This is a genomic window from Myxococcus sp. CA051A (assembly GCF_013336705.1).
In the GTDB taxonomy this organism is placed as follows: domain Bacteria; phylum Myxococcota; class Myxococcia; order Myxococcales; family Myxococcaceae; genus Myxococcus; species Myxococcus llanfairpwllgwyngyllgogerychwyrndrobwllllantysiliogogogochensis.
In genome coordinates, this window is sequence record NZ_JABUMS010000038.1 from 19,668 (window position 1) to 30,858 (window position 11,191).

An 11,191-nucleotide genomic window follows, 5' to 3' on the forward strand; every position below is an offset into this window, starting at 1 on the left:
CGCGAAGAGACGCGTCGTGCTGGATGCGTGACGGTGTTGGCGTGGATGCGAGGTCGTCGTCCGGTGCTCGCGACATGGGGACGGCCTCATCCTCGGTGTGGATGAGGCGCGTCGCCCCGGCCCGTGACGCGAGGACGGCCGCATCCACTCCCCCACGGCGTGGATGGGCCGTCGACCGGCGCCCTCGGTGACGAAGGTGCCGGAGCTCGCTGTCACGGTGCTGTCGAAGGACGAGGCGCTTCCGTCCTTCCTGGTGTGATGCCGAACCGGCCCGTGTCTCCCGGCGGCGCCTGGACGTCGGCGTGCCGGGAGCCCGTGGCGCGTGCCTTACGGAATGGTGTGGTTGCGCACCATGCTGTACTGCACCGCCGCGGTCAGGTCCTTCGAGTTGAAGTGCCCGTAGGGATAGGCCGAGTAGACCTTCTCCCCATTCTGACCGGGGATGCGGGAGGTGTACTCGCCGTAGACGATGCCTCCGTAGTTGATGATTTCATCGGCCGTGGAATAGATGCTGTAGCGGTAGGCACCCTCGTAGCCGCTCGTGGAGCGCAGGTTGTCCAGGTACGCGGAGCGCCCCATCACCAGGCCGAAGTAGAGGTAGCCCGGATACAGGCCGTTGGTGGAGCCACACGTCGGAGTCGACGGGCCCGTCTGGTAGCAGGACGTGAGGCCCAGGTTCGCGCCGGCGATTCCGACGAAGGTGTCCACCGAGCCGGTGAGCGCCGCGCCGACGTTGTACGCGCCGCCGTTGGCCGAGTCATTCGCCGAGCCGCCGAGGATGGCCTTGCGCGCGAGCGTCACGCCCATGGAGTGGGTGATGATGTCCACCTTCGTCGCGCCGGTGTACGCCTTCACCGCCTCGATGAACTTGCGCACCTTCATGACGTTCGTCTTCGAGTGGTACTGGACCGCGGTCTGCATGATTTCCGCGGGGCCCCACGTCGTCGCGTACAGCTCGCTCGGCTTGTAGCCGTTGGCGAGGAAGTACTCGATGGAGGCGTTCCAGCCCGACTGGCCGGCGGTGCCGGTGCCCACGGCCTTGTCGGAGTTGCCGTGGATGAAGATGACGGGCGTGTTCACCACGGTGTCGGTGCCGCTCGCCTTGCCGCCGAAGCTGCCGCCGACGAGGTCGGCGCGGGGGAAGTCGTAGCTGTCGTAGCCGTTGGCGGAGAGCCACTGACGGAAGTGCGTGGTGAGGCCGGCGGTGGAGACGGCGGCGGACTCGGTGGTGCCGAGCTGCTCGGCGGCGGGGGCTTCGGGAGCGAGTGACTCCTCGTGCTCGGGTCCGCAGCCAGTGAGGGCGCCGACGAGCAGCGGGGCCATGAGGAACAGCGAATGCCGCAATCGCATGGAGGACTCCTTCTGTTGTGGGGGATGCGCGCCCGGACCAATGAAAGTCATCGAGCGCGAGACACAGTGTAGAGACATCTCGTGCGCGCGTCGCCCGCCACGTGAACGCTCATTCACGTTGTCGCGCTGCGTCGCGTGATACTCACGGGGACATGAGCGCACGCAAGGTCGTCATTCCGAAAGCCGGTGGATATGGGCAGCTCCGACTTGAAAACCTGAATCAGCTTTCACCTGGACCGGGGGAGGTGGTGGTGGCCACGGAGGCCATCGGGGTGAACTATGCGGACTGCGTCATTCGCATGGGCCTGTACGCCTCCGCGAAGGAGTATGTGGGGTGGCCGATTACCCCCGGCTTCGAATTCGCGGGCACGGTGCAGTCGGTGGGTTCCGGTGTGGAGGACCTGGCGCCCGGGGCGCGGGTGTTCGGGGTGACGCGGTTCGGCGGGTATGCGACGCACGTCGCGGTGCCTCGGCATCAGGTGTTCGCGCTGCCGTCGAAGCTGACGATGGAGCAGGCGGCGGGATTTCCGGCGGTGTTCCTGACGGCGTACTACGCGCTGTTCGAGCTGGCGCATCCGAGGCCGGGGACGAACGTGCTGGTGCACTCGGCGGCGGGCGGGGTGGGCAGCGCGCTGTTGCAGTTGGGGCGCATCGCCGGGTGCCGGATGGTGGGCGTGGTGGGTGGGACGCACAAGGTGGAGGCGGCGCGTGCGTTGGGCGCGGACGTGGTCATCGACAAGAGCCGCGAGGACTTGTGGAAGGCGGCGGAGGCGGCGTCACCGAAGGGGTACGAGGTGGTGCTGGATGCGAACGGGCCGTCCACGCTGCGCGACAGCTACCGGCACCTGGCGTCACCGGGGAAGCTGGTCATCTATGGGTTTCATTCGATGTTGCCGCGCACGGGTGGGCGACCGAACTACGCGAAGCTGGCGTGGGATTGGATGCGGACACCGCGCTTCGACCCGCTGACCTTGACGAATGACAACACGAGCGTGCTGGCGTTCAACCTGTCGTATCTGTTCGAGCAGCGCTTCGTGCTGGAGGACAGCATGGCGAAGCTGCTGGCGTGGGTGGAGGAGGGGAAGTTGGTGTCGCCGCAGGTGACGAAGTTCCCGTTGGACTCCGTCGCGGAGGCGCACAAGGCGCTGGAGTCCGGGACGACGGTGGGCAAGCTGGTGCTGGTGCCCTGAGCGCGGGTGGGGCTCACGGTGTCGTGCGAGAATCGTGAGCCTTCCGTGAGGATTGTTGGAGCGGTGCTCCTCAGAGTGCCGCCATGTCTTCGCCCTCGGTTCGCAGTGGCACCTCCGCGAGTGGGATGTGGCGGGTCGTCATCTTCTGTCTGGCCATGATGCCCGTGGGATGTGCTCCGCGAGGAAAGGTGGATCAGGCTCGGAGGGGAGAAACATCTGGTTCCACAGAGGTCCCGGTGGAACCTGAAGCTCATTGTGTGCGGGGGCCGGAAGAGCAATCTCAGTGGCCTGTCCTCATGCCGGCGGGCGCCCTGGCCGTCACCTTCAACTCTGAATTCGAGCCAGACGCCCAAAGTGGCGAGCACGAGAAGTCGTCGCGCTGTATGTGCTCTGAGTTCCTTCATCAACTAGGCGAGAGACCTCTTTGGCCCGCGGCATCAGGGACGGAGGTCTACCGGTTCACCTGGGTGCACTCCTTTCCCAAGCCCGTGAGCGTCCGGGTCGAGCGCTTCGGAGATATCCATCGACTCCAGGTGAGCTGGGAGCGCAGAGAGGCTGATATCCATGCCTCTGGGCCCACGCTCCATCGCACCCGCTTTCTACTGCCCAGCGAGTGGTCCGAGGTTCTGCGCAGGTTGGACGACTTTGGTTTCTGGAAGTACAGGACGCGAAAGACGCGTGGGGAGGTGATTGATCTGGATGCCTCCATCTGGTTGCTCGAAGGTGTCCGGCAAGGGCGCTATCGGGCATATCAGGTGTGGTCACCCAATGACGAAGGAGAGGGCAGGGCTTTTCGCGACGTGTGTCTCTATCTGTTGGACCTCTCAGGCCTGTCTGTTTCTCCCGACGAAATCGGCCGGTCACGTGGTCCGACGGACAGCCCAGATGCGGGTGCCGTGAATTGGACAGGCCCACGGGCCGGTGAAAGGCTTTCATCACGATGAAGAAATCGTTGCCTGTGGTGACGGGAGTCCTGGGCCTTGTCCTGGGTGCTTGGGGAAGCGTGGTGGTTCTGTCCAGCCGTCACAACCAGGCGCCACCTCCGCCCGAACCCGCTTCGGTCGCCCAGGCGGTCGTGGACGACCGTTGCCCGCGAGAGCAGGCACTCGACGGGCGTGTCGCCACGCTCGAGCGTCAGTTGAAGGAGGCCCAGGACGCACGGCGCTCGGCCGAGACGCGCCTTCAGGCTGTCGCGCCTTCGCCCTCACCCGCGCCACCGGCTCCCGCGCCCGTGCCGCCCTCCGAGGACAGTCTCCCATTGCCCTTCCCCGCCAACGCGCCCCCTGCCTTCACGCCCAAGGGCTTCCAGGCCCTCGTGGAGCGCTCCATCCAGGAGTGCGGCCTGAAGATGAAGCTGGAGGCCATGGACTGCTCCGAATACCCCTGCATCGCCTGGACGGACTCCCAACAGGAGCGCATCAACATGGCCGAATGCGCCCCCTGGGCCGAGGCGTTCGGCCACAAGACGTCCGTGGTGGTGCAGAACGTGATCGGCGCGGACGGAGGCACCCGCGCCCTCGTCGGACTGATGGCCGTGCCCGAGGACCCCACGGAGCGACGCGTGGCCTTCCGACGCTCCAGAGAGCGGACGAGCTCCCTGCTGCAGACCTACGTCCAGCCCTGAGCCGCGCCGTCCAGGGCCTCGGTGCGCCTCACCCCTGAAGGCGTGTGGGTGTCTGGAATTGAATGGCACCCCATTTCGTCACGATATGGAAAAGGCCCGCGGCCGTTTGGCGAAAGCTATCCGGGCCGGTCTCTCTCGGGAGGCTTGCGACTGGTGGGCGAGGGCGGTCTGCAATCCGGCCGGGGCGTGGATGTCTTTGTCTCCAAGGGACATGCCTACGTCGTGTCCATCGACGACTACTTCATGGGGCTTGGCGGTCTTCACGTCTATGACCTCCAGGACCGGAAGGTTCCCCGACTGGTGAAGTTCATCCAGTTCCCCGAGGAGAGCTACTGGAACGGCGTGTGGGCCAAGGACGACGCCCTCCATGTCGCGAGCGCCGACCGGGGTGTCCTCGTGTTCGACCTCACCCAGCCCGCGGACCCTCGCTTCCTGCGCGACTTGTCCGGAGGGAGTCGCAGCAATGTCCATACGCTCTTCGTGGATGGCTCCCGGCTGTACGCCATGGCCGTGGGGCCCGCTGGCGAGGTGCATGCCTATGACGTGAACAACGCACGGGAGCCGGTGCTGCTCGGTCGCTACCTCGACCCCAGCATCGGCACCGAACCGGGCTCCTACCCGCACGACGCCACGACCCTGAACTCCACGCTCTTCATCAGTCACTGGCGCGCGGGACTCGTCATCGTCGACATGAGTGACCCGGCGAGCCCGAAGCGATTGGGCGCATACAAGTACCCGCGAGCCAGCAGCCACACCTCTCGCGTGGCGTACTTCCACAACAACCGCATCGCCTTCGAGGCAGGAGAGGACTGGGGCGCCCACCTGCGCGTGCTCAACCTCAATGACCCCGCGAATCCCACGCTCATCGGCGAGTACCGTCTGCCGGGCTGGGCCTCCATCCACAACCTGGAGCTCAAGGGCAACCGTCTCTACATCGCCCACTACCAGCACGGCGTGCGCGTCCTCGACGTGTCCATCCCCAAGAGTCCCCGGGAGATCGCCTACTTCAACACCTGGCGCGCGACGGACCCCCTCCGAGGCACGTCCTCGTGGGACGGAGCCATCGGCATCCGCGTGCCGGGCGACGGCTACGTCTATACCGTCGACGGGGTGCGCGGCCTGCTCATCCTCCCAGGGCTCTGAGGCGTGCTGGGAGCCGGGCACATCTCCCGGCGCTCGGCTAGCGTGCGGGACCATGCCCATCGTCCATGACTGGCTGGCCCGCCGCGCCGCACTGGACCCCGACCACGCCGCCCTCGTCGACTCCACCCGGGGCAGCCGCCGCATCACCTATCGCGAGTGGGATGGCGCAGCCTCGCGCACCGCCGCGTACCTGCACCACGTGCTCGGCGTCCAGCGTGGAGACCGCGTCGCCGTGCTCGCGCACAACTGTGTCGAGACGCTGGACCTCCTCTTCGCCTGCGCGAAGCTGGGCGCCATCCTCCAACCGCTCAACTGGCGCCTCAGCGCCACGGAGCTCGTCGGCATCCTCGCGGACGCGGAGCCCGCTGTCCTCGTGTATGGCCCGGAGCTGCGCACCCAGGTGGACACCGTGCGCGCCCGCGCGCCCTTCGTGCGCCACTGGCTGGGGCTCGCCGAGCCCGACCCGGGTGAGCGCTCCTTCATCACGGAGCGGGACGCGGCACCTGCCTCCTCGCTCCCCGTGCTGGAGCTGGAGGCCGAGTCGCCGTGGGTGCTCTGCTACACGGGCGGCAGCACCGGCGTGCCCAAGGCCGCGGTGCTCACCCATGGCTCCGTGACGGCCAATGCCGTCAACACCGTGGTGAGCTGGGGCCTGACGTCGGACGACGTGGCCGTGCTCAACGCGCCGCTGTTCCACACCGGGGGCCTCAACGTCTTCACGCTGCCGCTGGTGTACGTGGGCGGCGCCTCCGTGGTGTGCAAGGGCTTCGACGTGGAGCAGGTGTTCGAGCTCATCCATCAGCGAGAGGTGAGCCTCGTCTTCGGCGTGCCCACCATGTTCATCGAGATGCAGCGCCACGCGCGCTTCGAGTCGGCGGACTTCTCCCACCTCAAGCTGCTCGTCAGCGGGGGCGCGCCGTGTCCGCTGTCCGTGTTCGAGCGCTTCTTCACCAAGGGCGTGGCCTTCAAGACGGGCTACGGCCTCACGGAGGCGGGCCCCAACAACTTCTGGCTCCCTCCGTCGGACGTGCGCCGCAAGCCGGGCTTCGTCGGGGTGCCGCTCTTCCATGTGGAGGCGCGCATCGAGGACGAGCGACAGCCGGGGGACGTGGGGGAGCTGCTGCTGCGCGGCCCCCACGTGTGCGCCGGCTACTGGCGCCGTCCCGAGGAGACGGCGCGCACCTTCGTCGGCGGCTGGCTGCGCACCGGAGACCTGGCCCTGCGTGACGGGGACGGCTGCTTCCGCATCGTGGGCCGCAGCAAGGACCTCATCATCTCCGGCGGGGAGAACATCTATCCCTCCGAGGTCGAGAGCGTCCTGTCCGGTCATCCCGACGTCGCCGAGGTCGCCGTCATCGGCGTGCCCGACGCGAAGTGGGGCGAGACGCCGCGCGCGCTCGTGGTGCTCCGCGCGGGCGCCTCGCTCACCGCCGAATCCCTGCTGGCCTTCTGCGATGGCCGGCTGGCCCGCTACAAGATGCCGCGCTCCGTGCGCTTCGTGGAGGCCCTGTCTCGGACCTCCGCCGGCAAGGTGGACCGCCGCGCGCTGGCCTCCGCACACGGCCTGGCCTGAGAGGGATTCATCTTCGTCCATGTATTGGAGAAATGTCCGCGCAGCGGAAATGACTCCGCGCGTCCAATGTGTCGACGACTTTATTCTTCGTCCGACAAAAGTGACGTGATTTTCTAGGAATACTTGAATTGTTTGACTTGGCTCCTGAATCCCGCTTCCGTGGATGCGCGGACCGGCCCGTTCGCCGGTGCGCTTTCCCCGTGTCGAGTCGAAAGGAAGCCCCCATGAACCGAAGACTCCAGGCGCTCTCCACCGCGACGGCGCTGTTCGCTGGTGCCGCCGTCATCCCCATGTCCGCGCTGGCGGCCCCCACCGAGGAGGCTTCGCTCGCGCAGGAGGTGTCTCCCGAGGTGCTCCAGGCGATGCAGCGAGACCTGGGGCTGACGGCCGTGCAGGCGCGTCAGCGGCTGGCCACGGAGGCGCTCGCGGTGCGCACGGAAGCGTCGCTGCGCGGGGAGCTGGGCGCGTCTTTCGGTGGCGCGTGGCTGAGCGAGGAGGGGGACCGGCTCATCGTCGGTGTCACCACCGCCGAGGGTGCCGAGGCCGCGCGCAGGGCGGGTGCGGAGCCGCGCTGGGTGACGCGCACGGAGCGCGAGCTGGACGCGCTGAAGGCCGCGTTGGACAGGGGCGCGGACGTGGCCAGCAAGGACATCCATGGCTGGTACGTGGACGTCATCACCAACAGCGTGGTGGTGCTCGCCAAGGACGCGGCGGTGGTGAACGCCGAGCGCTTCATCGCGGAGAGTGGCGCGGCGGACCGCGCGGTGCGCGTGGAGGTCTCCTCCGAGCAGCCCAGGCCCATGTATGACCTGCGCGGGGGTGACGCCTATTACATCAACGGCAACGTGCGCTGCTCCGTCGGCTTCTCCGTCGCGGGAGGCTTCGTCACCGCGGGCCACTGCGGTGGGGTGAACTCCAGCACGGCCGGCTTCAACGGTGTGGCGCAGGGCACCGTGCGCGGCTCGTCCTTCCCGAACAACGACTATGGCTGGGTCCAGGTCAACGGCTCGTGGGCCTCGCAACCGTGGGTCTACAACTACGCGGGCGGCAACGTCATCGTCTCGGGCTCCGCCGAGGCGGGCATCAACGCGTCCGTGTGTCGCTCTGGCTCCACCACCGGCTGGCGCTGTGGCGTCATCGAGGCGAAGAACGTCACCGTCAACTACAGCGTCGGCCCCGTGTATGGCCTCACGCGGAGCAACGCGTGCGCGGAGGGTGGCGACTCGGGCGGCTCGTGGATGTCGGGCAACCAGGCGCAGGGCGTGACGTCTGGCGGCGTGGGCAACTGCTCCACCGGCGGCACCATGTACTACCAGCCGGTGAACGAGATTCTCTCCGTCTACGGCCTGTCGCTCACGACCAACGGCGGTGGCGGCGGGGGGCGCGCCATCGTCGGGCTCAACGGCCGGTGCATCGACGTGGACCACTCCAACACCGCCAACGGCACGCCCATCCAGCTCTGGGATTGCAACGGCAGCGCCGCGCAGAGCTGGACGTTCCACGGCGACGGCACGCTGCGCGCCTTCGGCAAGTGCATGGATGTCACCTGGGGCTCCACGGCGAACGGCGCGCTCATCCAGCTCCATGACTGCAACGGCAACGCGGCCCAGCAGTTCGTGCTCAGCGGCGCGGGGGACCTGGTCAACCCGCAGGCCAACAAGTGCATCGACGTGAAGGACTGGAACCCCAACAACGGCGCGCGGCTGCAAATCTGGGAGTGCGCCGGCACCGCGAACCAGAAGTGGACCCTGCGCTGAGGTCAGGCGCCTGCCTCGCGGGGTGAGGGGACCCGACGGGGCTCCGCCCGGCTGTCCGGTGGCCGGGCGGGCCCTGTTGCTCGCTGTAACAATCCGTCATGCGAGGGACGCATCCCGGACACATCCCGGTGCCACCTTCACGGTGTGGCCCGGGAGCATGATTGCCCTCGGTGGACCCGGCCGGAGTCCAATGGGGTGCCAGACTCCTCCCTGCTTGCTCCTGGGCCACGGCTCCGCTGTTAGTTTCCGTCTGGAAGGTCCGCGGAAGGCAGGAGGAGCACGCGCATGGAGCAGCTCAATCGTCCCCACCTGGAGGAAGCCACCATCCAGGTCCTGCTCGTCGAAGATGACGAGCGACTGGCTCGGCTCACCGCCCGCTACCTCCAGGAGCATGGTGTCGTCGTCACCCTGGCCCACACGGGCAACGACGCGCTGGTGGAGTCCAGCCGCCATGTGTTCGACGTCGTCTTGTTGGACCTGATGCTGCCCGGACGGGACGGGCTGGAGGTCTGCCGGGATTTGAGGGGCCGCACCGACGTGCCCATCATCATGGTCACCGCGCGCGGAGAGGAGGCGGACCGCGTGCTCGGCCTGGAGACGGGCGCGGATGACTACCTGCCCAAGCCCTACTCGTCGCGCGAGCTGCTCGCCCGCATTCGCGCCCAGGTGCGTCGGGCCCGGGGCAAGGCGGGTCCCTCCACGCAGCCCGTGCAGGCGGGGCGACTGCTGCTGGACCCTCGCAGCCTCCGCGCGACGCTGGATGGGCGGCCGTTGCAGCTCACCACGTACGAGTTCAGCCTGCTGCGCGTACTGGCCGAGCGCGCGGGCCGCGTCCTCAGTCGTGAGCAGCTGCTCGACCTGGTGAAGGGCAGCGCGGACGAGGTGTTCGACCGCTCCGTGGACGTGCACATCTTCCGGCTCCGTCAGAAGCTGGAGGTGGACCCGCGCAATCCCCTGTTGCTGAAGACGGTGCGCGGCGCCGGCTACATGCTCGCCACCGGAGAGGAAACGTGAGTCGTCTGCGGACGCCTGGCCGGCTGCTGCTGCGCATCTATCTGGTGGGAATCGCCCAGCTGGTGCTGGTCGTCGCCACCCTCTACATCGCCCGCTTCTTCATCCTGGACAAGCCACTGCGGCACGGCTTCGCGCGCAATGCCGCGTACAACATCCGGGAGTGGGAGGAGCTGCTGGGGGACCCGGTGGCCCTCCAGGCGTCGCTGGACCGCGCCGCGCGGCTGCTCGAGGCCCGGGTGACGCTGCGAGATGTGTCCGGGCGGCTCATCGCCACGAACTCCGCGGCACCTTCCCCCGCCCTGGGGCCCGTGGAGCTGGAGCAGCTGGCCGCGCGGGGTCAGCGGTTCTCGGGAGGGCCTCCTCCGCACTCGCTCACGTTGCCCATTCCCGAGGAAGGGCCGGTGGAGGCCTACGCCACCATCATCACCCGTCCCCCCGAGCCTCCTCCGGGCAACACCGCGCTCGTGCTCGGCGCGGTGCTGCTGTGTACGGCCATCACCTCGCTGGCCTTCGCTCGCACCCTGGCCGGTCCGCTCCAGCGACTGGCGGAGGTGGCGCGCGCGCTGGGCGAGGGGAAGCTGGACACGCGCACGGGCATCCGCCGGCGTGACGAATTGGGACAGGTGGCGGAGGCCTTCGACGAGATGGCGGGGCGAATCACGAATCTCTTGCGCTCGCAGAAGGAACTGCTGGCCAACGTGTCGCACGAGCTGCGCACGCCGCTGGCGCGCATCCGCGTGGCGTTGGACCTGGCGGAAGAGGGTGACGCGGCCACCGCGCGGGAGATGCTGACGGACATCACCGGAGACCTGTCGGAGCTGGAGCGGTTGGTGGACGACGTGCTCACCACCGCGAAGCTGGACCTGGCCTCGGAGGGCGCGAGCACGGGGACTCCGCATCTGCGGCCCGAGCAGGTGGAGATTCAAGGACTGGTGGAGAAGGCGGCCTCTCGCTTCCGCTCCGCGCGTCCGGAGCGCGTGTTGGAGGTGAGCGTCGATGGCACGATGCCCACGCTGGAGGCGGACCCCGTGTTGCTGCGGCGCGCGCTGGACAACCTGCTCGACAACGCGGGCAAGTACTCCGAGTCTCCGACGCCGGTGCGCCTGCGCGCCCAGGCGGACACGTTGGGGGCGCTGTCGTTGGAGGTCTGCGACGAGGGCATCGGCATCGAGCCGGAGGACCTGTCCCGCGTAGGCACGCCGTTCTTCCGCACGGACCGCAGCCGCGCGCGCCGTACGGGAGGCGTGGGCATGGGCCTGGCGCTGGCCCGCCGCATCGTCGATGCGCATGGCGGGACGTTGACGCTGGAGAGCCGGCCGGGCGTGGGCACCACGGCCCGCATCCTGCTACCCGTCCCGTATGCCGAGTCGCGCATCGAGGGGTAGCGCGCCACCTCCCGCGCGGCGGCCATGACTAAACCCCTTCAGGGAAGTCGGGTTAGGGGCTGAGGGTTATGCCATGGAGGGGGGCGTCCATGGCGTGGCAGCCAAAGCACTGGACAGTGCAGCAGCTTGAGGAGCGGCGGCTTGCGGCCGGGAAA

8 protein-coding genes are annotated in these 11,191 nt (G+C 68.1%); 7 read left to right on the forward strand and 1 reads right to left on the reverse strand.

What is annotated here, in order from left to right:
* Window positions 1-327: 327 nt before the first annotated feature.
* Window positions 328-1,350: a lipase gene (locus tag HUA74_RS44300; protein ID WP_174459407.1), complete on the reverse strand. Its 1,023-nt coding sequence runs from the start codon at window positions 1,348-1,350 to the stop codon at window positions 328-330.
* Between the two features lie 152 nt (window positions 1,351-1,502).
* On the opposite strand from HUA74_RS44300, the gene HUA74_RS44305 reads away from it, so the two are divergent.
* The 7 genes from HUA74_RS44305 to HUA74_RS44335 all read left to right on the forward strand — a co-directional run bounded on the left by HUA74_RS44305 (window position 1,503) and on the right by HUA74_RS44335 (window position 11,036).
* Window positions 1,503-2,540, forward strand: coding sequence for a medium chain dehydrogenase/reductase family protein (locus tag HUA74_RS44305; RefSeq protein ID WP_174459408.1), 1,038 nt, complete (start codon window positions 1,503-1,505; stop codon window positions 2,538-2,540).
* Window positions 2,541-3,615: 1,075 nt separating this feature from the next.
* Window positions 3,616-4,164: a hypothetical protein gene (locus tag HUA74_RS44310; protein ID WP_174459409.1), complete on the forward strand. Its 549-nt coding sequence runs from the start codon at window positions 3,616-3,618 to the stop codon at window positions 4,162-4,164.
* Between the two features lie 153 nt (window positions 4,165-4,317).
* The gene (locus HUA74_RS44315) at window positions 4,318-5,307 is read left to right on the forward strand and encodes an LVIVD repeat-containing protein (protein ID WP_371817407.1); all 990 of its coding nucleotides are present in this window, start codon (window positions 4,318-4,320) and stop codon (window positions 5,305-5,307) included.
* 52 nt (window positions 5,308-5,359) lie between these two features.
* The gene (locus HUA74_RS44320; RefSeq protein ID WP_174459411.1) at window positions 5,360-6,880 is read left to right on the forward strand and encodes a long-chain fatty acid--CoA ligase; all 1,521 of its coding nucleotides are present in this window, start codon (window positions 5,360-5,362) and stop codon (window positions 6,878-6,880) included.
* Window positions 6,881-7,104: 224 nt separating this feature from the next.
* A complete protein-coding gene (locus HUA74_RS44325; protein ID WP_174459412.1) occupies window positions 7,105-8,637 on the forward strand; it encodes a S1 family peptidase in 1,533 nt (510 codons plus the stop codon).
* A gap of 285 nt (window positions 8,638-8,922) precedes the next feature.
* The gene (locus HUA74_RS44330; RefSeq protein ID WP_174459413.1) at window positions 8,923-9,651 is read left to right on the forward strand and encodes a response regulator transcription factor; all 729 of its coding nucleotides are present in this window, start codon (window positions 8,923-8,925) and stop codon (window positions 9,649-9,651) included.
* Entirely contained in the window at window positions 9,648-11,036 is a 1,389-nt protein-coding gene (locus tag HUA74_RS44335) for a HAMP domain-containing sensor histidine kinase (RefSeq protein ID WP_174459414.1), read from the forward strand. The genes HUA74_RS44330 and HUA74_RS44335 overlap by 4 nt, the downstream gene beginning before the upstream one ends.
* Window positions 11,037-11,191: the final 155 nt, after the last annotated feature.

What these genes read in the sequence shown, in the direction of transcription:
- HUA74_RS44325 (WP_174459412.1), top strand. Translation starts at nt 7,105, where the DNA reads ATGAACCGAAGACTCCAGGCGCTCTCCACCGCGACGGCGCTGTTCGCT.
- HUA74_RS44305 (WP_174459408.1), top strand. Translation starts at nt 1,503, where the DNA reads ATGAGCGCACGCAAGGTCGTCATTCCGAAAGCCGGTGGATATGGGCAG.
- HUA74_RS44320 (WP_174459411.1), top strand. Translation starts at nt 5,360, where the DNA reads ATGCCCATCGTCCATGACTGGCTGGCCCGCCGCGCCGCACTGGACCCC.
- HUA74_RS44300 (WP_174459407.1), bottom strand. Translation starts at nt 1,350, where the DNA reads ATGCGATTGCGGCATTCGCTGTTCCTCATGGCCCCGCTGCTCGTCGGC.
- HUA74_RS44330 (WP_174459413.1), top strand. Translation starts at nt 8,923, where the DNA reads ATGGAGCAGCTCAATCGTCCCCACCTGGAGGAAGCCACCATCCAGGTC.